Here is a 21238-nt window from a genome sequence, read left to right as displayed (position 1 = left end):
AGACGGCCCACCAGCTCTTCGAGGCTGTGGACATCCGCGAGGTCCGGGTTGCGGTCGTATCCGATGACGGTGTGGCCTGCGCGGCGAATGCGCTCCCGCATATTGCCGCCCATCTTGCCGAGACCGATCAGTCCGAGCTGCATGTCAGTTCACACGCCTTCCGTCATACGGCCGCGCAGGGCGCGGTATTTGGCGACCAGGGCCGTGGTCGACGCGTCCAGACCCGGCACGTCCGCGCCTTCGGTGAGGGCGGGTTCGACGCGCTTGGCGAGGACCTTGCCCAGCTCGACACCCCACTGGTCGAAGGAGTCGATGTTCCAGATCGCGCCCTGCACGAACACCTTGTGCTCATACAGCGCGATCAGCTGGCCCAGAACCGACGGGGACAGCTCACGCGCGAGGATCGTCGTCGTCGGATGGTCACCCCGGAACGTCTTGTGCGCCACCAGCTCCTCCGGCACACCCTCAGCCCGCACCTCCTCCGGCGTCTTGCCGAACGCCAGCGCCTGCGTCTGCGCGAAGAAGTTCGCCATCAGCAGATCATGCTGGGCCACCAGACCCGGCCGCAGATCGGCCACCGGCTTCACGAAGCCGATGAAGTCCGCCGGAATCACCTTCGTGCCCTGATGGATCAACTGGTAGTACGCATGCTGCCCGTTCGTCCCCGGCGTCCCCCACACCACCGGACCGGTCTGCCACGCCACCGGCTCGCCGTCCCGGTCCACGGACTTGCCGTTGGACTCCATGTCCAGCTGCTGCAAGTACGCCGTGAACTTCGACAAGTAGTGCGAATACGGAAGCACCGCATGCGACTGCGCATCATGGAAATTGCCGTACCACACCCCCAACAACCCCAACAGCAACGGCGCATTCGCCTCAGCCGGAGCCGTCCGGAAGTGCTCGTCAACCAGACGGAAGCCCTCCAGCATCTCCCGGAACCGGTCCGCACCGATCGCGATCATCAACGACAGACCGATCGCGGAGTCAAACGAATACCGGCCCCCCACCCAGTCCCAGAACTCGAACATGTTCGCCGTGTCGATCCCGAAGTCCGCGACCTTCCCGGCATTCGTCGACAACGCCACGAAGTGCCTGGCCACCGCACTCTGATCAGCCCGCAACTCCGTCAGCAGCCACTCCCGCGCAGACGTGGCATTCGTGATCGTCTCAATCGTCGTGAACGTCTTCGACGCGATCACGAACAGCGTCTCCGCCGCATCCAGATCCCGCACCGCCTCATGCAGATCAGCACCATCCACATTCGACACGAAACGCACCGTCAGATCACGATCGGTAAACGCCCGCAACGCCTCATACGCCATCGCCGGACCGAGATCCGAACCACCGATACCGACATTCACGACGTTCCTGATCCGCTTACCCGTGTGACCCGTCCACGCCCCAGAGCGGACCTGCTCCGCGAACACAGCCATCCTGTCGAGCACCGCGTGCACACCCGGCACCACGTCCTCGCCATCCACCTCGACCACCGCACCAGCGGGCGCCCGCAACGCCGTGTGCAGCACGGCCCGGTCCTCCGTGCTGTTGATCCGCTCACCACGGAACATCGCATCCCGCAACCCGAACACATCAGTCGCCACAGCGAGATCACGCAGCAACGTGAGCGTCTCATCCGTCACCAGATGCTTGGAATAGTCGAGGTACAGATCACCCACCTGGAGGGTGTAACGCTCCGCGCGGCCCGGGTCGGTCGCGAACAGGTCGCGCAGGTGGATGCCTTCGGTCTTGGCGCGGTGGTCCGCCAGGGCGGTCCACTCCGGGCGCCGGGTCAGGGAGGGGGTGTGGTCAGGCATGGTGAACGGACTCCTTGGAACCGGAGGCGTCGCCGTGCAGGGCGACGGCGTACATCTCGTCGGCGTCGAGGCGGCGGAGCTCCTCGGCGATGAGCTCGGCGGTCGAGCGGACCTTCAGGGCGAGGGTGCGCTCAGGCTGGCCGGGCAGGGACAGGGTGGCCAGGGGGCCCTCGGGGCGGTCGATGCGGATCTCCCCGTTCGCCGTGCCGAGGCGCACCGCGGTGACCACGGGCCCGGCGGTGGTGACGCGCTCGACGGGCACGCCGAGGCGGGTGCCGAGCCAGCGGGCAAGGAGTTCGGCGCTCGGGTTCTCCGCCTCGGACTCGACGGCCGCGGAGACGACGTCGACGCGGGCCTGATCGAGGGCAGCGGCCAGCATGGAGCGCCACGGCGTGAGCCGGGTCCAGGCCAGGTCGGTGTCGCCGGGGGCGTAGGACGCGGCGCGGGCGGTGAGCGCCGTGAGCGGCTCCTCGACGGCGTACGCGTCCGTGATGCGGCGGGCGGCGAGCGCGCCGAGCGGGTCCTTGGCGGGCACGTCCGGGGCGTCCACGGGCCACCACACGACGACCGGCGCGTCGGGCAGGAGCAGCGGCAGGACGACGGAGTCGGCGTGCCTGCTCACCTCCCCGTACAGGCGCAGGACCACGGTCTCGCCGGTGCCCGCGTCCGCACCGACCCGCACCTCCGCGTCGAGGCGGGTGCCCTGTCGGTCGCGCGGGGAGCGGGCGGTGCGCTTGATGACGACCAGCGTGCGCGAGGGGTGCTCGCGGGACGCGTCCTGGGCGGCCCTGGTGGCGTCGTAGGCGTTCTCCTCGTCGGTGACGACGACCATCGTGAGGACCATGCCCACGGCGGGGGTCCCGATGGCGCGGCGCCCTTCGACGAGCGCTTTGTTGATCTTGCTTGCCGTGGTGTCGGTGAGGTCGATCTTCATGGCCTGCGCCAGCTCCGTCCGTCTTGTGCGAGCATGTCGTCCGCTTCCCTGGGGCCCCAGCTGCCCGAGGCGTACCGGGCTGGCCCGCCGTGGGTGTCCCAGTGCTCCTCGATCGGGTCGAGGATGCGCCAGGACTCCTCCACCTCCTCCGTGCGCGGGAAGAGGTTGGCGTCGCCGAGGAGTACGTCAAGGATCAGCCGCTCGTACGCCTCCGGGCTGGACTCCGTGAACGACTCGCCGTACGCGAAGTCCATCGACACGTCGCGGATCTCCATGGACGTACCCGGGACCTTCGATCCGAAGCGCACGGTCATGCCCTCATCGGGCTGGACGCGGATCACGATCGCGTTCTGGCCGAGTTCCTCGGTCGCCGTGTGGTCAAACGGGGAGTGCGGGGCGCGCTGGAAGACGACGGCGATCTCGGTGACGCGGCGGCCAAGGCGCTTGCCGGTGCGCAGGTAGAAGGGGACGCCCGCCCAGCGGCGGTTGTCGACCTCCAGTTTGATCGCGGCGTAGGTGTCGGTCTTCGACTCGGGGTCGATGCCGTCTTCCTGGAGGTAGCCGCTGACCTGCTCGCCGCCCTGCCAGCCCGCGGCGTACTGGGCGCGCACGGTGTGCCGGTCCAGGTCGTCCGGGATCCGCACGGACTTGAGGACCTTGAGCTTCTCGGTCACGAGCGACGCGGCGTCGAAGGAGGCGGGCTCCTCCATGGCGGTGAGGGCCATCAGCTGGAGCAGGTGGTTCTGGATGACGTCACGGGCGGCGCCGATGCCATCGTAGTAGCCCGCGCGGCCGCCGATGCCGATGTCCTCGGCCATGGTGATCTGCACGTGGTCGACGTAACTCCGGTTCCAGATCGGTTCGTACATCTGGTTGGCGAAGCGCAGCGCGAGGATGTTCTGGACGGTCTCCTTGCCGAGGTAGTGGTCGATGCGGAAGACCTGGTCGGGTGAGAAGACGTCGTGGACGATCGCGTTCAGCTCGCGGGCCGAGGCGATGTCGTGGCCGAAGGGCTTCTCGATGACGGCGCGGCGCCAGGAGCCCTCGGGGGCGTCGGCGAGGCCGTGCCGCTTGAGCTGCTGGACGACCTTCGGGAAGAACTTCGGCGGTACGGAGAGGTAGAAGGCGTAGTTGCCGCTGGTGCCGCGCTTGGCGTCCAGGTCCTCGACGGCGTCGCGCAGCTGCTGGAACGCGGCGTCGTCGTCGAAGTCGCCCGGGATGAAGCGCATGCCCTCGGCGAGCTGCTGCCAGACCTCCTCGCGGAAGGGCGTGCGGGCGTGCCGACGCACCGAGTCGTGGACGACCTGGGCGAAGTCCTGGTCCTCCCACTCGCGCCGGGCGAACCCGAGGAGCGAGAAGCCCGGCGGGAGCAGGCCCCGGTTGGCGAGGTCGTAGACGGCGGGCATCAGCTTCTTGCGGGACAGGTCACCGGTGACGCCGAAGATGACCAGGCCCGAGGGGCCCGCGACGCGCGGCAGTCGGCGGTCGCGGGCGTCCCGCAGCGGATTCCGCCAGGGCGTGCTGTTCACTTGGTGTCCCCTCCCTTGCCGTCCAGGCGGGTCGCGACGGCGGCGAGCAGATCGTTCCACGCCACCTCGAACTTGGCGACGCCCTCGTCCTCGAGCTGCCGCACGACCTCGTCGTAGGAGATGCCGAGCGCGTCCACGGCCTTCAGATCGGCCCGGGCGCGCTCATAGCCGCCGGTCACCGTGTCGCCGGTGATCTCTCCGTGGTCGGCGGCGGCCGTCAGCGTCGCCTCCGGCATGGTGTTGACCGTGCCCGGGGCGACCAGCTCGTCGACGTACAGCGTGTCCTTGTACGCCGGGTCCTTCACGCCGGTGGACGCCCACAGGGGGCGCTGCTTGGTGGCGTGCGCCTCGGCGAGGGCGGCCCAGCGGCCCGAGGGCTGGGTCGACTTGTCGGCGGACCCGAACACCTCCTCGTACGCCTCGTAGGCGAGCCGGGCGTTGGCGAGCGCCGCCCTGCCCTTCAGCGCCTTCGCCTCGTCCGTGCCGACGCGGTCGAGGCGCTTGTCGATCTCGGAGTCCACGCGCGAGACGAAGAAGGAGGCCACCGAGTGGATGGCGGAGAGGTCGAGACCGCGCTCGCGGGCGAGTTCGAGCCCCAAGAGGTAGGCGTCCATGACGGCGCGGTAGCGCTCAAGGGAGAAGATCAGCGTGACGTTGACGCTGATGCCGAGGCCGGTGACCTCGGTGATCGCCGGGAGGCCCGCCTCGGTCGCCGGAATCTTGATCATGACGTTCGGGCGGTCGACGAGCCAGTGCAACTGCTTGGCCTCGGCGACGGTCGCGGCCGTGTGGTGCGCGAGGCGCGGGTCGACCTCGATGGACACCCGGCCGTCCTGGCCCTCGGTGGCGTCGAAGACCGGGCGCAGGACGTCGGCGGCGGCGCGGACGTCGGTGGTGGTCATCATGCGGACGGCCTCGTCGACGGTGACCCCGCGGACGGCCAGGTCGGCGAGCTGGTCCTCATAGCCCTCGCCGGAGCCGATGGCGGCCTGGAAGATCGAGGGGTTCGTGGTGACGCCCACGACGTGGCGGTCGCGGACGAGCCCGGCGAGGTCGCCGGACTCCACGCGCCTGCGGGACAGATCGTCCAGCCAGAGGGAAACGCCCTCGTCGGAAAGGGCCTTCAGGGGTGCGACGGCGTCGCTCATGTGCGTCATCTTCTTTCGGTACTGACTGGCTACGTTAAGGATCAAGCGCGGGCGGCGGCCAGGGATTCCCTGGCCTTGGCCGCGACGTTCTCGGCGGTGAAGCCGTACGCGGCGAAGAGCGTGGCGGCGTCGGCGGAGGCCCCGAAGTGCTCCAGGGAGACGACGCGTCCGGCGTCACCGACATAGCGGTACCAGGTCAGGGCGATGCCCGCCTCCACGGCGACGCGCGCCTTGACGGACGGCGGCAGGACGCTGTCGCGGTACTCCTTCGGCTGCTCCTCGAACCACTCGACCGACGGCATCGACACGACGCGGGTCGCGACGCCCTCGGCCTCCAGGCGCTCCCGGGCCTCGACGGCGAGCCGCACCTCGGAGCCGGTGGCGATCAGGAGGACGTCGGGGGTCTCCTTGGAGGCCTCGGCGAGGACGTAACCGCCCTTCGCCGCCAGCTCGTTGGCCGCGTACGTGGGCACGCCCTGGCGGGTGAGGGCCAGGCCGTGCGGGGCGGGCCGGTCCGTGCCCCGGCGCAGGATCTCGCGCCAGGCGACCGCGGTCTCGTTGGCGTCGGCCGGGCGGACCACGTTCAGGCCCGGGATGGCGCGCAGCGAGGCCAGGTGCTCCACCGGCTGGTGGGTGGGGCCGTCCTCACCCAGGCCGATCGAGTCGTGCGTCCACACGTACGTCACCGGGAGCTGCATCAGGGCCGACATGCGGACCGCGTTGCGCATGTAGTCGGAGAACACCAGGAACGTGCCGCCGTAGACACGGGTGTTGCCGTGCAGCGCGATGCCGTTCATCTCCGCGGCCATCGAGAACTCGCGGATGCCGAAGTGGACGGTGCGGCCGTAGGGGTCCGCCTCCGGCAAGGGGTTGCCCTCCGGCAGGAAGGAGCTCGCCTTGTCGATGGTGGTGTTGTTGGAGCCCGCCAGGTCGGCGGAGCCGCCCCAGAGTTCGGGGAGGACCGGGCCCAGCGCCTGGAGCACCTTGCCGGAGGCGGCGCGGGTGGCGACCGGGGTGCCGGGCTCGAAGACGGGCAGCGCCCGCTCCCAGCCCTCGGGCAGGCGGCCCGCGACGACGCGGTCGAGCAGTGCGGCGCGCTCGGGGTGGTCGGCTCGCCACGCGGCGACCCGCTTGTCCCAGGCCGCGTGCGCCTCCGCGCCCCGGTCCAGGGCCCCGCGGGTGTGGGCGATGACGTCGTCCGCCACGGCGAAGGAGCGCTCGGGGTCGAAGCCGAGGACGCGCTTGGTGGCGGCGATCTCCTCGGCGCCGAGCGCGGAGCCATGGGAGGCCTCGGTGTTCCGCGCGTTCGGCGCGGGCCAGGCGATGACCGTGCGCATCGCGATGATCGAGGGCCGCCCGGTCTCGGCCTTGGCGGCGGCGAGCGCCTCGTACAGGGCGTGGACGTCGATGTCGCCGTCGGCGCGCGGCGCGATCCGCAGCACGTGCCAGCCGTACGCCTCGTAGCGCTTCAGGACGTCCTCGGAGAACGCGGTCTGCGTGTCGCCCTCGATGGAGATGTGGTTGTCGTCGTAGAGGAAGACGAGGTTGCCGAGCTTCTGGTGTCCGGCGAGGGAGGACGCCTCGGCGGAGACGCCCTCCTGGAGGTCGCCGTCGGAGACGATCGCCCAGATGGTGTGGTCGAAGGGGCTCGTGCCCCGGGGCGCGTCGGGGTCGAAGAGGCCGCGCTCGTAGCGGGCGGCCATGGCCATGCCGACGGCGTTGGCGGCGCCCTGGCCGAGCGGCCCGGTCGTCGTCTCGACGCCCGCGGTGTGCCCGTACTCGGGGTGGCCCGGCGTCTTGGAGCCCTGGGTGCGGAACGCCTTCAGGTCGTCGAGGCCCAGCTCGTAGCCGGAGAGGAAGAGCTGGGTGTAGAGGGTGAGGCTGGTGTGGCCGGGCGAGAGGACGAAGCGGTCGCGGCCGGTCCACTCCGGGTCGGCCGGGTCGTGCCGCATGACCTTCTGGAAGAGGGTGTAGGCGGCGGGGGCGAGGCTCATGGCCGTCCCGGGGTGCCCGTTGCCGACCTTCTGTACGGCGTCGGCCGCCAGCAGGCGCGCGGTGTCGACGGCACGCTGGTCGGTTTCGGTCCACTCGAAGGGGCCGAGGGCGTCTGGTGTGCGCGTGCTCATCTGAAGGGCTTCCTTCGCATCCGTAGCTGCTCCGATGTGCCCGAAGGCACCGTCCGTCCGGGATGAAAATCCCTGGTCGAACTAGTCACGAACTTAAAGGTCATACTTTTGGTGAGGTAGGTGCGGCCGTGCCAGCGTTCGGTGAAAATGGGACACGTGCGGCGGGTGGTGCCCGGTGGGGGTCCCATCGGCCGAGAGGGCCGGAGAAGCCGAGGAGCGGGGATGTACGGATGACAGAGCGGGGCGGCGCGCGCCTGGCGGCCGCGGAACACATCCCCAGCCGGACGGCCGTGGAACACATCCGCACCTACCCCTTCGACCCGAGCGCGAGTGTCTCCGGTGTGGGGATGCAGGTCGGCCCGATGGGCACGGGCGGCCCCTGGGCGGGCGGCGCGGGCGTCTCGCGGCGCGTGCACCGCATCGACTTCCACGTCCTGCTCTTCTTCCGCGGCGGCCCGGTCCGCCACATGGTCGACTTCACGGAGTACGAGGCCGGGCCCGGCGACATCCTGTGGATCCGGCCCGGCCAGGTGCACGGCTTCTCGCCGACCGACACCTACACCGGCACGGCGCTCACCATGCAGCCCGGCTTCCTGCCGCGCGCGACCGTGGAGGCGACGGGCCTGTACCGCTACGACCGCCCGCCGCTGCTCCACCCGGACGAGGCGCAGCTCGCCGCCGTCGACGCCTCGCTGGCGCAGCTCCAGCGCGAGTACCTGGACACGTCGACGCTGCCGCTGAGCCTGCACACGTCGGTCCTGCGGCACGCGCTGACGGCCTTCATGCTGCGGGTGGCGCACGTCTCGGCGCGGGCGGCGGAGGACGAGTGCCGACCGCAGCCGGACACGACGTTCACGCGGTTCCGCACGGCGGTCGAGCGGGGCTTCACCGGCAACCACAGCGTCAGCGCGTACGCGGACGAGCTGGGTTACTCGCGCCGCACGCTCGTCCGCGCGGTGCGCGCCGCCACCGGGCAGACGCCGAAGGGCTTCATCGACCGGCGCGTGGTCCTGGAGGCGAAGCGGCTCCTCGCGCACACGGACCTGCCGGTGGGGCGCATCGGCGCGGCCGTCGGCTTCGGCGACGCGGCGAACTTCTCGAAGTTCTTCCAGCTGCACACCGGGGCGACACCGGCCGCGTTCCGGGCCGAGCAGGCCTGAGCGCTACTCCGCGGCCGCCGGGCGCAGCACCCGGCGCACGGCGCCGCGCAGCCAGCGGTGGCCCCCGTCGGCGGTGTGGCGCGGGTGCCAGGCCATGCCGATCGTCACCGGCGGCAGCGGCACCGGGATGTCAAGCAGGCAGAGCCCCAGCGTGTGCGCCGCGTCGGTGAGCGGCGAAGGGGGCTCGCCCGGCAGCGCGGTCGGCACCAGGCAGACCACGTCGCCGACCGCGGCCAGCGCCATCGCCGCCAGATGCGCGGGCAGCACGACGCTGACCTGTCGGCTCAGCCCCCGCTCGGCCAGGGCCGCGTCGAGCGGGCCGCTGAAGCGCCCCCGGCGGCTGACCACCACGTGCTCGGCCGCGGCGAGCCTCGCCGCTGTCAGGGTGCCCTCGGTGAGCGGGTGCCCGGCCCTGACACCGGCCGCCATCCGCAGCGTGACCAGCTCCTCGACCCGGGTCTCCGGGTCGACGTGGTCGACGGCCCCGATCTCCAGGTCGACCCGGCCCTCGCGCAGCGCGGAGCTCGCCTCCCACTCCTCGGCGAGGACCCGCAGCGAGACGCCCGGCGCCTGACTCCGGGCCAGCTCGAGCAGGCCCGGCACCAGGGCCGTGCCGACCAGGTCCGCGGCCTGGACGGTGAAGGTGCGCCGCAGCGCGGCGGGGTCGATCCCGCCGCTCGGGGTGAGCAGGGCGTCGAGGCGGCGCACCACGGCGGCGGCCTCGTCCCGCAGCGCCTCGGCGCGGGGCGTGGGCACCATCGCCTGTCCCGCCCGCACCAGGAGCGGATCCTGGAGCACCCGGCGCAGCCGGGCCAGGGTGCGGCTCATCGCCGCGGGCGAGGTGTGCAGCCGCGCGGCGGCACGGGTGACGCTCCGCTCGGCCAGCAGGGCGTCGAGGGCGACGGCGAGGTTGGCGTCGAGGTGTGAAGTGCGGCTGCTCACCGGGGTTATTCCGTTCCAGGCAATGAGGGGTTGCTGAAGTTCCCATTGTGGCAACGCGGTTCGGGTTCGCACGATGAAGGGGCGTACTGATCCCCCACCGACCTGATCCCACACCGACCTGATCCCACACCGACCGCGAGGTTTTCATGATCGTCATTACCGGGCCGACCGGGAACATCGGCCGCCGACTGCTTTCGCTCCTTGTCGAGGCCGCGCCCGCGCGCGGCGAAGAGCTGCGCGTCGTGGCCCGCGACCCCGCCCGGCTGCCCGAGGCCGTGCGCGAGCGGGTCGAGGTGGTCACCGGCTCGCACGGTGACGCCGCGACCGTCGAGCGCGCCTTCGCCGGGGCCGACGCCGTGTTCTGGCTGGTGCCGCCGGACGGCTCGGCCACGCCCGAGGAGGCGTTCAGCGGCTTCACCCGCCCGGCGGCGCGGGCGTTCGCCGCCCATGGCGTCGGCCATGTCGTCGGCGTCTCGGCGCTCGGCCGCGGCGCCCCGCAGGCCGCCTGGGCCGGGCTCGTCACCGCGTCCCTGGCCATGGACGACCTGATCGCCGGGTCCGGCGTCGCCTTCCGCGCCCTGGCCTGCCCGTCCTTCTACGAGAACCTGCTTGAGGAGGCCGAGTCGATCCGCGAGGACGGCGTCTTCACCGACACCGTCGCCGCCGACCGTCCGGCCCCGCTGGTGGCCGTCGCCGACATCGCCGCGGCGGCGGCCGGGCTGCTCATCGACCGCTCCTGGACCGGCGTCGGCAGCGTTCCCGTACTCGGCCCGCAGGACCTGTCGCCCCACGACCTGGCCCGCGTCATGACCGCGGAGCTGGGCCGTCCGGTCCGCTACCGGCGCCAGCCGCTGGACGAGTTGCGGTCCGCCCTGCTCGGCCACGGCCTCGACGAGGCGTTCGTCGAGGGCGTCGTCGCCATGAAGCGCGCCAAGGACGAGGGCCTGGACGCGGGCGTCGACCGCTCGCCGCTGACGGGCCCGGCCACCGGATTCGCCCAGTGGTGCGCGCACACCCTCAAGCCCGCCGTCCTCGCCGCGCCGGAGGCCGTCGATGCCAACTGACCGAACCGAACCGCCGGTCACCGCTTTCATGCTGGTCAAGACCACGCCCGAGTGGCTCGCGCTGACCGTGGCCGAACGCGTAGAGGCCTTCACCACCCACGTCGTCCCGGTGATCGAGGCCCGCACCCGCGGCGTCCGCTCCCGCTTCTACGACACGGAGTTCTACTCGGCCCGCGTCACCGACATCTGGGTCTGGGAGGCCGACGACCACGACGCCTACCGGCTGCTGATCGACGCCCTGCGCGAAACCCCCTTCTGGGACCGCTACTTCGAGGTCGTCGACCTGCTCGTGGGCACCGAGAACGGCTACGCCCGCACCTACGGCCTGGAACCGGTGGCCACCTTGGCCACCTGACGCTCCCCGACCGGCGGGGCCGCCGCGGCGGGCGGTCAGCGGCGGGCGGTCAGCGGCGCACCCTCGGCATCCCAAGGCCGATCCACGAGATGATCTCGCGCTGGATCTCGTTGTTGCCGCCGCCGAAGGTGAAGATGACCGCCGAGCGGTAGCCCCGCTCCAGTTCCCCGTGGAGCACCGCGCCCGCCGAGCCCTCCTTGAGCGCGCCCGCGGCGCCGACGACCTCCATCAGCCAGGCGTAGGCGTCGCGGCGCGCCTCCGAGCCGTAGACCTTGACCGCGGAGGCGTCCTGCGGGGTGAGCGTGCCGTCCTGGACGGCGTGCACCATCTGCCAGTTGAGGAGCTTCATCGCGTCCAGCTTGATGTGGGTCTGGGCGAGGCGGCGGCGCACCCAGGGCAGGTCGATGACGCGGCGGCCGTCGGCGAGCTTGGTCCCGGCGGCCCAGTGGCGCACGTCGCGCAGGGCGCGGATGGCCATGGTGCCGTGCGCGGCGAGCGTCACGCGTTCGTGGTTGAGCTGGTTGGTGATGAGCCGCCAGCCGTTGTTCTCCGCGCCGACGCGGCGGCTCGCGGGCACGCGGACGTCCTCGTAGTAGCTGGCCGTGGTGTCGTGTCCGGCGAGGGTGGTGATGAGGGTGCAGGAGTAGCCCGGGTCGGACGTCGGCACCAGCAGCATGGAGATGCCCTGGTGCGGCGGGGCGTCGGGGTCGGTGCGCACGGCGAGCCACACCCAGTCGGCGGTGTCGCCGTTGGTCGTCCAGATCTTCTGCCCGTTGACGGTGTAGTGCCCGTCTCGCTCGTCGCCCTCGCGCACGGCCCGCGTCTTCAGTGCCGCGAGGTCGGTGCCCGCGTCGGGCTCGCTGTAGCCGATCGCGAAGTCGATCTCGCCGGAGAGGACGCGCGGCAGGAAGTACGCCTTCTGCTCGTCGGTGCCGTACCGCATGAGCGTGGGGCCGACGGTGTTGAGGGCCATCAGCGGCAGCGGGACACCCGCCTGGGCGGCCTCGTCGAAGAAGATGAACTGCTCCATGGGCGTGAGCCCGCGCCCCCCGTACTCCTTGGGCCAGCCCACGCCGAGCCAGCCGTCGGCGCCCAGGCGGCGGATCGTCTCGCGGTAGAAGCGCTTCTGCGCGGCGCGCTCGCGGGAGCGGTGGTGGTCGGTCGCGTCGTCGGGCACGAGTTCGGCGAAGTACGCGCGCAGTTCGGCGCGCAGCCGCTCCTGCTCGGGCGTGTATGCGAGGTGCACGGCCCCTCCTGGCGGTCCCTGTGCCGCTCCCCGTGCCCGCACGGCGGCACGGCTTGACGGCGCACAGAGTAGAACGTGTTCCAGTAAGGGGGAAGACGGACGGCACGGGCGCTGGCCGTTCCCTCTGCCGCCGCTGTCGCGGACGGGGCCGCCCCAGGCCCTTCACGAGAAGCCTCCCGCGCAAGGCCCACTTTCGGACAAGAGTCAGACAGGGCCCTGATTTAGACATTGTCTCGGTTTGGTCACGGTCCGCTGAGTGCTGAACGGCGCCGCTCACGACGTCCGTACTCACGCTGCGAAAGCACTCCACGACCCAGCGCCCATCCGGCCGCACCCCCAAGGGACCGGCCGACCAAGCCTCAAGGAGAGCACCATGCTCAGCAGGAACAGCAAGCCCGCCATCCTCCTCACCTCGTTCGCCGCCGCCGGAGTCCTCGTCCTGACCGCCTGCGGAGGCGGCGGCAGCGACGACGGCGCGGGCAAGGGCGCGGGCAACGCCCCGGCCGTCAACGGCGACCGTGCCGAGGGCCAGGCGGGCGGCGGGTCGGGCTCGATGGACCTGTCCCTGCGGTCGGGCACGGCCCGCCAGAACAACGCGCCGAAGCAGACCGGTGACTGGGCGAACCCGCCCGGCGAGCCGGCCGCCAAGCCCGTGCAACGCACGTGGACGCAGCTGTCGGCGAGCCGCGCGGGCGCCCTTGACCCGGTGGTCGTGAACGGCTCCGGGTTCACCCTCTACCGCTTCGACAAGGACACCGCCCGGCCCTCCAGGTCGAACTGCGCCGGTGCCTGCGCCACGACCTGGCCCCCGGTCCTCGTCGACCCGGGCGGCAAGATCTTCGTGGACGGCGTGCGGACCTCCGACGTCGGCGTCATCCGGCGCGCGGACGGCACCCGCCAGGTGACCATCGGCGGCTGGCCGGTCTACCGCTTCAGCAAGGACCTCAAGCCCGGCGACACCAACGGCCAGGGCGTGGGCGGCACCTGGTTCGGCGTGACGCCGAACGGCCAGAAGGCGGGGCGGCCCGGCGGCGGCGACGCGGGCCAGGGCGGCGGCCAGGGCGCTCCGGGCGACCCGGCCACCAGCGCCATCCTGTTCGACAACGCCAACTTCCAGGACCCGGCGCAGGGCGTCGCGGGCCCCGGCTGCCAGAACGTGGCCCGCCCCAAGGTCGCCTCGTCGGTCTCCGCGAGCGGTTCCCTGAAGCTCTGGTCGCGCCCCGGCTGCAAGGGCGAGTCCAAGGTGATCAACGGCGACGTCGCGAACCTGGCGGCCATCGGCTTCGACAACAAGGTCAGCTCGATCGCGTTCGGCTGAGGACGGCCCCGGACGGCGGCCGGACGGCGTCACGCGCCCAGGCCACGTGCCCGTCGGGACGGATCAGCGCGGCACCCACGCCCGCCCACGCGGAGTGGGTGCCGACCGGCGGCCCCTGGTGGACGACCACGTCCACCGAGGGGCCGTCGCCATTCCCGTCGCCACGCCCGTCGAAGTCCAGGAGCACCGGGCGCCCGGGGCGCAGCAGGCCGAACAGGCCGGCCCCGTCGGCGAGTCGCAGGTCCGGCGCCCGCCCTCCGGTCAGCGGGTGGCGGCGGGCGGCGCCGGGGCCCGGGAGCGCGGTCTCGTAGGGGCCCGTGAAGGTGGTCTCGTACGCGATGTCGAGGGCCGCGAGCCGTTCGGCGAGCCGCCGGGAGAGCGCGGGGACGGTCGCGACGGCGTCGCTGAGCAGCGCGCGCAGCGCCTGCCCGTCGCTGGAGTAGGCGGTCATCAGCGCGGTCTGGGCGCGGGTGGCCTCAAGGAGCGCCGCGCCGACCGGGTGCCGTTCGTGGTGGTAGGTGTCGAGCAGGCGCTCGGGGGCGTCGCCGCGCACGACGGCGGCCAGCTTCCAGCCGAGGTTGGCGGCGTCCTGCACACCGGCGTTGAGGCCCACGCCCCCGGCGGGGAAGTGCATGTGCGCGGCGTCGCCCGCGAGCAGGACCCGGCCCTTGCGGTACGTCTCCGCCTGCCGGGCCGCGTTGCCGAACCGGGAGAGCCAGCGCGGCTCGCGCATGCCGAAGTCATGGCCGGTGATCGCGACGACGTGGGCGCGCAGCTCCTCGAAGGTGAACCGGCCCGGCGGAGTGGCGCGCAGGCCGTCGGGGGTGTGCCCGACGAGTCGGTGCAGGCCGCCGGGCAGCGCGACGCACATCAGGCCTCCCTTCGGCGTGGACACGCTCATGCCGGGCCCGGCGGGAGGCGCGTCCAGGACGACGTCGCCCAGCCAGCCCCACACGGTGGCGTCGGTTCCGGGGAAGCCGATGCCGGTGGCGGCGCGGACGGTGCTGCGGGTGCCGTCGCAGCCCACGACGTACGCGGCCGTAAGACCGTACCCGCCCTGAGGGCCCGTCACCTCGACGCGGACGCCCGAGGCGTGCTCGGCCAGGCCCGTCAGGCGGTGGCCGCGCCGGAGGTCGGCGCCCGCCGCACGCGCGCGCTCCTCAAGGAGGGCCTCGGTGCGGACCTGCGGGATCGCGAGCGTGAACGGGTAGGGCGTGTCGAGGACTTGGAAGTCGAGCCGGTGCTCAAGGGCCCCGAAGTGCCCGCTGGGGATGCGAAGGCCCTCGGCGAGGAACGGCGCGACAGCGCCGCGCGAGGCGAGGACCTCCAGGGTGCGCGGGTGCACGGTGAGGGCCTTGGAGTGCGGCGACGGCGCGGCGCGCGCTTCCAGGACGGTCACCGGCACGCCGCCCAGGCGCAGTTCGGCGGCGAGCCAGAGGCCGACAGGACCGGCCCCCGCGATGACGACGTGGCGATCGGCGTGGTGGTCGCCGCATTGGTCGTGGTGGCGATCGGCATGGTGGTCGGCGTGGTGGTCGTGGTCCGTGTGCACGGGTGCTCCCCTCCGGCGTACGGCCCGTCGGCTCGACGGCTCGACGGCTCGACGGCCGTACGCGCATGACGCTTCACGCATGACTTGGTCAGTGACCAAGTCATGCGTCGTCAGTAGACTAGGTCAGTGACCAAAAGGCAAGCGCCGTCCTCGCGGGCGGACACCGGACACCGCGCCGGACTCACCCCCCACGCCGTCGCCCGGGCGGCGCTCGACGTGCTCGCCGACAAGGGCGCCGACGGGGTCTCCGTGCGCGGCACCGCGGAGCGGCTCGGCGTGCGGATGAACACCGTGCTGTGGCACGCCAAGACCAAGACCCGGCTCCTGGAGCTGATGGCCGACGCGATCGTCGCCGAGGTGGCGCTCGACGGCCTGCCCGCCGCGTGGCACGAGCGCGTGCGCACCCTCATGCGCCGCTACCGCCTCGCCCTGCTCGCCCACCGGGACGGCGCCCGCATCGTGGCGGGCACCTACGCGGCCGAGACGGCCACGCTGCGGTTCGGCGAGACCCTCACCGCGGCCCTGCTCGACGGCGGGATGCCCGAGCGCGAGGCGGCGTGGACGGCGTGGGACCTGCTGTACTTCGTCCTGGGGCTCACGCAGGAGGAGCAGTCGCTGCCGGGCGACGGCGCCCGCCGGTTCACCGAGGCCCTCCAGGGGGGCGACTTCCCGGCGCTCACCCGGCTCGCGCCGCACTTCGGTGACGCGTCGTTCGACGACCGGTTCGCGCACGGCATCGACCGGCTACTGGGGCCCGGGCGCGCGTGAGGGGACCGGGCTCGGGCGTGCGAGGGGGCCTCAGGCCTGGTCCGCGGCCGCCCGCAGCGCCGCCAGGTCGATCTTCTGCATCGTCAGCATCGCCGCCATCGCCCGCTGGGCGCGGCCCTCGTCCGGGTCGGTGATCAGCTCGCCGAGTTCGTCGGGGACGACCTGCCAGGACAGTCCGTACTTGTCCTTGAGCCAGCCGCACTGGCTCTCTGCGCCGCCGTCCGCGGTGAGCCGCGACCAGTAGTGGTCGACCTCGGCCTGGTCCGCACAGCCGATCTGGAACGAGACGGCCTCGTCGAAGGTGAACTCGGGACCGCCGTTGATCGCGGTGAAGGGCTGGCCGTCCAGCTCGAAGTCGACGGTCAGCACGGTGCCCGCCGGGCGCGGCCCGGCGTCGCCGTAGTACGACACCTTGGTGACCTTCGAGTCCGGGAACACCGAGACGTAGAACTCGGCGGCCTCCAGGGCCTGGGTGTCGAACCAGAGGCTGGGCGTGATCCTGGGCATGGCGCACTCCTGTCGTCGGTGCCGGCGGCGCGCGGGGCGCCGCTCCTCACCTGTACGACCCTCGCGCGGCCCGGAACTCATCGCCACCGGGCGGCCTCCCCTCAGGGGTGGGGCACCACCGCGATCGGGCAGGCCACGTGGTGGACCGCCGAGTGCGCGGTGCGCCCCAGGCGCGGGCCCCCCGCCAGGCGGCGGCCGATGACCAACAGCGAGGCACCGGTGGCGGCCTTCAGCAGCTGGTGGCCCGGCCTGCCGAACACGGCCCGCTCGACGATCTCGACGTCCGGGCACGCCCGCCGCCAGGGCTCGACGGCAGCGGCGAGCCGGTGCCGCGCCCGCTTCTCCAGGCCGAGCACATCGGTCAGGTCCGTGACCGTGAGGTCGGTCAGGCCGGACCGCGCCGCGGGGCTCGGCGCCTTCCGGGGCGGCGGCACCGCCCAGGCGTGCACCACATGCAGGGGCGCGCCCCGGGCGGCGGCCGCGGCGACGGCGTAGGCGAGCAGCGCGTCCCCGGCCCGCGCGGCGTCCCCGGCCCGCGCCGCGTTCCCGGTGTCTCCGCCACCCACCGCGCCCTCACCGTCTCCGGCGTCTCCGGCGTCCCCGGCGTCCTCCAAGTCGAGCCCCAGCACGACCGGGCGGTACGGCGTGGCGCGCGACGCCGCCCCGTCGGCGTCGGGGACGTGGGCGTCCTCGGGGCGCTCCCCCGCGCGTACGAGCACCACAGGACGCTCGGCGCGGGTGGCGACGGCAGCGGCGACCGAGCCGACCAGGAACCCGGCGAAGCCGGAGAGCCCCCGGGAGCCGAGGACCAGCGACTCGGCCCGCTCGGACGCGCCGAGCAGCGCGGGGACCACGGGTCCGCAGGGCCGCTGGGCGTGGATCTCCAGGGCCGGGTGGCCGTACGCCAGGGTGATCGCGGCCCGGTCGAGGACGCCGCGGGCACGGTCGGCCGGGCGGGCGGCGCGGCGGGCGCGGACGGGGTGCGCGGCCGGGGCCCCGGCGTGCACCAGGCGCAGCGGCACCCCGTGGCGCAGCGCCTCGCGGGCCGCCCAGTCCGCGGCGTCCATGCTGGCGTAGGAGCCGTCGATGCCCGCGGTGACCATCCGGGGAACCGGATGGTCACCGGAGCGGACGCGGCTCTCGGAGGAGGAGCGGGTGCGGTGGTGTTTCATGGCGTGCCCCAGCGGTGGGTGGTCGGTCGGGTGCGGGTCGGCACGAGGGGTCAGGATCAGTAGGGCCACGACCAGTCCGCGACCTCCGGCAGGTCCGTGCCGTGCGCGCGGATCCAGGCGTGGTGGCGGGTGCGCGTGTCGGCCATCAGCTGCCGCAGACCGGTGGCGCGCACGGACAGGTCGGCGACGCGGTCCACGACGTCCATGACGAGGCGGTACCGGTCCAGGTCGTTGCGGACGACCATGTCGAACGGGGTGGTGGTCGTGCCCGCCTCCTTGTAGCCGCGCACATGCAGCTGCGCGTGGCCCGCGCGGCGGTAGGCCAGGCGGTGGATCAGCCACGGGTAGCCGTGGTACGCGAAGATCACCGGCTTGTCGCGGGTGAACAGGGCGTCGTACTCGAAGTCGGCCATGCCGTGCGGGTGTTCCTCGCGCGGCAGCAGCCGGGCGATGTCCACGACGTTCACCACGCGCACGGCGAGCTCCGGCAGGTGCTCGCGCAGCAGGGCCGCGGCGGCGAGCACCTCCAGGGTGGGCACGTCGCCCGCGCAGGCGAGCACCACGTCCGGGTCGCGCAGGCCGTCGTCGGTGCCCGCCCACTCCCACACGCCCGCGCCGCGCGCGCAGTGGGCGCGGGCCGCGTCCAGGGGCAGCCAGTCGAAGCAGGGCTGCTTGCCCGCGACGATGACGTTGACGTAGTCGCGGCTGAGCAGGGCGTGTTCGGCGACGGACAGGAGCGTGTTGGCGTCCGGCGGCAGATAGACGCGCACGACCTCGGGGCTCTTGTTGAGGACGTGGTCGACGAAGCCGGGATCCTGGTGCGAGAAGCCGTTGTGGTCCTGGCGCCACACGTGGGAGGTCAGCAGGTAGTTGAGGGCGGGGATGGGGGCGCGCCAGGGCAGCTCCCGGGCGGTCTTCAGCCATTTGATGTGCTGGTTGACCATCGAGTCCACGATGTGCACGAACGCCTCGTACGAGGAGAACAGGCCGTGGCGGCCGGTGAGCAGATAGCCCTCCAGCCAGCCCTGGCAGAGGTGTTCGGAGAGGACCTCCATGACCCGGCCGTCGGGGGCGAGGTGCTCGTCGGTGGGCAGCGTCGGCGCCTGCCAGGCCTTGCCGGTGACGGTGAACAGCGCGCCGAGGCGGTTGGACTCGGTCTCGTCGGGGCCGACGACGCGGAAGTCACGGCGTTCGGCGGTGTCGGCGATGACCTTGGCGAGCAGCCCGCCGAGCACCCGGGTCGGCTCGTGCAGCGCGGTGCCCGGCTTGTCGACGGCGACGGCGAACTCCTCCAGGGGCCGCAGCGGCAGCCGCCGGGTGAGGCGGCCGCCGTTGGCGTGCGGGGACGCGCCGAGGCGCCGGTCGCCCTCGGGGACGCAGTCGAGGACCTGCGCGGCGGGGCGGCCTTCGGCGTCGAAGAGCTCGTCGGGACGGTACGAGCGCAGCCACTCCTCCAGCTGCCGCAGGTGCTCGGGGTTGTCGCGCACGCCCGCGAGCGGCACCTGGTGGGACCGCCAGGTGCCCTCGACCTGGCGGCCGTCCACCCGTGCGGGCCCGGTCCAGCCCTTGGGCGTGCGCAGCACGATCACGGGCCACAGGGGGCGCTGGCCGCGCGCGCCGGAAGCGCGCGCCTCGTGCTGCGCGCGGGCGATGCGCTCGACGGCCCGGTCGAGGGCCTTGGCCAGGTCGCGGTGGACGGCGCGCGGGTCGTCGCCGGTGACGTGGAGCGGCTCGTGGCCGTATCCGCGCAGCAGGGAGTCGAGTTCGGCCTCGGGCAGGCGCGCGAGGACGGCCGGGTTGGCGATCTTGTAGCCGTTGAGGTGGAGGACGGGCAGGACGGCGCCGTCGTGCACCGGGTCGAGGAACTTGTTGGAGTGCCAGGACGCGGCAAGCGGTCCGGTCTCCGCCTCGCCGTCGCCGATGACGCAGGCGACCAGCAGGTCCGGGTTGTCGAACGCGGCGCCGTAGGCGTGCGCGAGCGCGTAGCCGAGCTCACCGCCCTCGTGGATCGAGCCGGGCGTCTCGGGCGCCACGTGGCTCGGTACGCCGCCGGGGAACGAGAACTGCCGGAAGAGGCGCTCCATGCCGCGCGCGTCCCGGGTGACGTCGGGGTAGGTCTGGGTGTAGGTGCCCTCCAGCCAGGAGTTGGCGAGCACGGCGGGCCCGCCGTGCCCTGGTCCCCATACGCACAGGACGTCCCGGTCGTGCTCCTTCACGACGCGGTTGAGGTGCGTGTGCACGAGGTTCAGGCCGGGGGACGTGCCCCAGTGGCCGAGCGGCCTCGGCTTGATGTGCTCGGGCTTGAGCGGCTCGGTGAGCAGAGGGTTGGCGAGGAGGTAGAGCTGGCCCGCGGCGAGGTAGTTGGCGGCGCGCCAGTGGGCGTCCAGGGCGGCGAGCTTGTCCTTGGCCATGGGAGCCTCGATTCGGTCGTGGGGCCTGGGTCCGGGGCGTCGGGTGCCGGGTTCCACGGGACGGGCGGTTCAGGCCGGTGGAATCGTGACCGGGCCGCGGGTGACACGGCCCGTGGGCGGCGCCCCCACGGCGGGGCGCCGCCCGGCGGCGGGTGCCCGGTGGGCCACGGGACCCACCCGGCACCCGCCCCGCGCACGCCCGGTGGTCAGGCGTGCGGCACCACGGCGACCGGGCACGCCGCGTGGTGCAGGACCGCGTGGTTCACCGAGCCCAGCTGCATCCCCACGTGCCCCTCGCGGCGGCGGGCGCCGACGACGAGCAGGTCAGCGGTGGCGGCGGCGCCGAGCAGGGCGGTGCGGGCGCTGCCCTCGACGACCCTGCGGTGCACCGGGACGGCGCCGAGGGCGCCGTTCAGACCGCCGAGGGCCTCGTCCACCGCGTCCTCCGCGTGCCGCTGGTGGGCGTCCGTGGCTCCGGCGGGGCGCGGCGGCTCCGGCGCCTCGTGGGCGGGGCAGCGCCAGGCGCGCACGACCTCGACGTCCGCGCCGCGCCGCCGCGCGCACCGCAGGGCGAAGTCGAGGGCGTGCGGCGCGTCGGCGGCCTCGTCGACGCCGACGACCACGCGCCGGAAGCCGCCGCCGACGTTCTTCTCCTCGCCGCGCACGACCAGGACCGGGCTCTCGGCGTGGGCGGCGACGGACAGGCTGACCGAGCCGAGGAGCAGCCCCGCGAGCTGGCCCCGGCCCCGGCTGCCGACGACCACGGCGTGGGCCTCGCGGCTCTGGCCGATGAGGGCGGCCGCCGGGTCCTCGTCGAGCAGCTGCCGCGTGACCTTGACCGAGGAACTGCGGCAGTGGGCGCGCTCGGCGGCGTCCGCGACGACGCGGTCCGCCCGCGCGCGCACCAGGGCCCGGTTGATGCCGAAGGACGGCTCCCGCCCCTCGTACCACTCCCAGCTCGACGCGTGCACGATCCGCAGCGGCACCGCCTGGCGCACGGCCTCGTCGACCGCCCAGTCCAGTGCCCGCAGGCTCGGCTCGGAGCCGTCGACGCCCACGATCAACGGATGCTCCACGGGCCATCGCCCCTCTCGTCTCGTCGTGAAGTCCTCAGCCCGGCCCGAGGGCTCCGGTCGCCGCACGGTCCTCAGGGCCTTCCCGCACGACGCTCGCACTCCGGCGCCGCGCGCGC

Annotated in this window: 18 protein-coding genes; 5 read left to right on the top strand and 13 right to left on the bottom strand. The window is 72.9% G+C overall.

Translation table 11 applies throughout. The features are described 5' to 3' along the window. The 6 genes from AC07A4_RS33865 to tkt all read right to left on the bottom strand — a co-directional run. Positions 1-143, bottom strand: a 143-nt coding sequence (locus AC07A4_RS33865; RefSeq protein ID WP_478606277.1) for an NAD(P)-binding domain-containing protein, incomplete at its 3' end; no start/stop codon positions are given. Between the two features lie 6 nt (positions 144-149). Then, on the bottom strand, positions 150-1814 hold the full coding sequence (gene pgi / locus AC07A4_RS33860; protein ID WP_478606244.1) for a glucose-6-phosphate isomerase: 1665 nt from the start codon (positions 1812-1814) through the stop codon (positions 150-152). Then, entirely contained in the window at positions 1807-2748 is a 942-nt protein-coding gene (gene opcA, locus AC07A4_RS33855) for a glucose-6-phosphate dehydrogenase assembly protein OpcA (RefSeq protein ID WP_478606242.1), read from the bottom strand. The genes pgi and opcA overlap by 8 nt, the downstream gene beginning before the upstream one ends. Then, positions 2745-4277, bottom strand: a complete 1533-nt coding sequence (zwf, locus tag AC07A4_RS33850; protein ID WP_478606240.1) for a glucose-6-phosphate dehydrogenase — start codon at positions 4275-4277, stop codon at positions 2745-2747. The genes opcA and zwf overlap by 4 nt, the downstream gene beginning before the upstream one ends. Beyond that, positions 4274-5425, bottom strand: a complete 1152-nt coding sequence (tal, locus tag AC07A4_RS33845; RefSeq protein ID WP_478606237.1) for a transaldolase — start codon at positions 5423-5425, stop codon at positions 4274-4276. The genes zwf and tal overlap by 4 nt, the downstream gene beginning before the upstream one ends. 41 nt (positions 5426-5466) lie before the next feature. Then, positions 5467-7551, bottom strand: a complete 2085-nt coding sequence (gene tkt / locus AC07A4_RS33840; protein ID WP_478606235.1) for a transketolase — start codon at positions 7549-7551, stop codon at positions 5467-5469. 230 nt (positions 7552-7781) lie between these two features. On the opposite strand from tkt, the gene AC07A4_RS33835 reads away from it, so the two are divergent. Then, a complete protein-coding gene (locus AC07A4_RS33835) occupies positions 7782-8711 on the top strand; it encodes a helix-turn-helix domain-containing protein (RefSeq protein ID WP_478606232.1) in 930 nt (309 codons plus the stop codon). Between the two features lie 3 nt (positions 8712-8714). Here AC07A4_RS33835 and AC07A4_RS33830 read toward each other — a convergent pair whose 3' ends face one another. Next, positions 8715-9662, bottom strand: a complete 948-nt coding sequence (locus AC07A4_RS33830; RefSeq protein WP_478606274.1) for a LysR family transcriptional regulator — start codon at positions 9660-9662, stop codon at positions 8715-8717. Positions 9663-9799: 137 nt separating this feature from the next. Here AC07A4_RS33830 and AC07A4_RS33825 point away from each other — a divergent pair, with 137 nt between their 5' ends. After that, complete coding sequence (locus tag AC07A4_RS33825) at positions 9800-10717, top strand: NAD(P)H-binding protein (protein WP_478606230.1); 918 nt, start codon at positions 9800-9802, stop codon at positions 10715-10717. Further along, a complete protein-coding gene (locus AC07A4_RS33820; protein WP_478606227.1) occupies positions 10707-11072 on the top strand; it encodes a darcynin family protein in 366 nt (121 codons plus the stop codon). The genes AC07A4_RS33825 and AC07A4_RS33820 overlap by 11 nt, the downstream gene beginning before the upstream one ends. A gap of 49 nt (positions 11073-11121) precedes the next feature. Here AC07A4_RS33820 and AC07A4_RS33815 read toward each other — a convergent pair whose 3' ends face one another. Beyond that, positions 11122-12318, bottom strand: a complete 1197-nt coding sequence (locus AC07A4_RS33815) for an acyl-CoA dehydrogenase family protein (RefSeq protein ID WP_478606225.1) — start codon at positions 12316-12318, stop codon at positions 11122-11124. Between the two features lie 373 nt (positions 12319-12691). Here AC07A4_RS33815 and AC07A4_RS33810 point away from each other — a divergent pair, with 373 nt between their 5' ends. After that, positions 12692-13636, top strand: a complete 945-nt coding sequence (locus tag AC07A4_RS33810; protein ID WP_478606223.1) for a hypothetical protein — start codon at positions 12692-12694, stop codon at positions 13634-13636. Here the strand turns inward: AC07A4_RS33810 and AC07A4_RS33805 are convergent. Beyond that, positions 13614-15098, bottom strand: coding sequence for an FAD-dependent monooxygenase (locus AC07A4_RS33805; RefSeq protein WP_478606272.1), 1485 nt, complete (start codon positions 15096-15098; stop codon positions 13614-13616). The genes AC07A4_RS33810 and AC07A4_RS33805 overlap by 23 nt on opposite strands. 216 nt (positions 15099-15314) lie before the next feature. On the opposite strand from AC07A4_RS33805, the gene AC07A4_RS33800 reads away from it, so the two are divergent. Then, positions 15315-15956: a TetR/AcrR family transcriptional regulator C-terminal domain-containing protein gene (locus AC07A4_RS33800; RefSeq protein WP_478606220.1), complete on the top strand. Its 642-nt coding sequence runs from the start codon at positions 15315-15317 to the stop codon at positions 15954-15956. A gap of 30 nt (positions 15957-15986) precedes the next feature. Here the strand turns inward: AC07A4_RS33800 and AC07A4_RS33795 are convergent, their stop codons facing one another. The 4 genes from AC07A4_RS33795 to AC07A4_RS33780 form a co-directional block, all read right to left on the bottom strand. Further along, complete coding sequence (locus AC07A4_RS33795) at positions 15987-16463, bottom strand: VOC family protein (RefSeq protein WP_478606218.1); 477 nt, start codon at positions 16461-16463, stop codon at positions 15987-15989. A 101-nt stretch (positions 16464-16564) separates the two neighbouring features. Then, entirely contained in the window at positions 16565-17704 is a 1140-nt protein-coding gene (locus AC07A4_RS33790) for a universal stress protein (protein ID WP_478606215.1), read from the bottom strand. Further along, complete coding sequence (locus AC07A4_RS33785) at positions 17692-20046, bottom strand: phosphoketolase family protein (protein WP_478606212.1); 2355 nt, start codon at positions 20044-20046, stop codon at positions 17692-17694. The genes AC07A4_RS33790 and AC07A4_RS33785 overlap by 13 nt, the downstream gene beginning before the upstream one ends. Positions 20047-20252: 206 nt before the next feature. Next, positions 20253-21122: a universal stress protein gene (locus tag AC07A4_RS33780; RefSeq protein ID WP_478606211.1), complete on the bottom strand. Its 870-nt coding sequence runs from the start codon at positions 21120-21122 to the stop codon at positions 20253-20255. Positions 21123-21238: the final 116 nt, after the last annotated feature.

This window comes from Streptomyces sp. NPDC043996 (assembly GCF_056435225.1).
The sequence above is the reverse complement of the archived record's forward strand: the minus strand, read 5'-3'. Positions and strand labels throughout refer to the sequence as shown.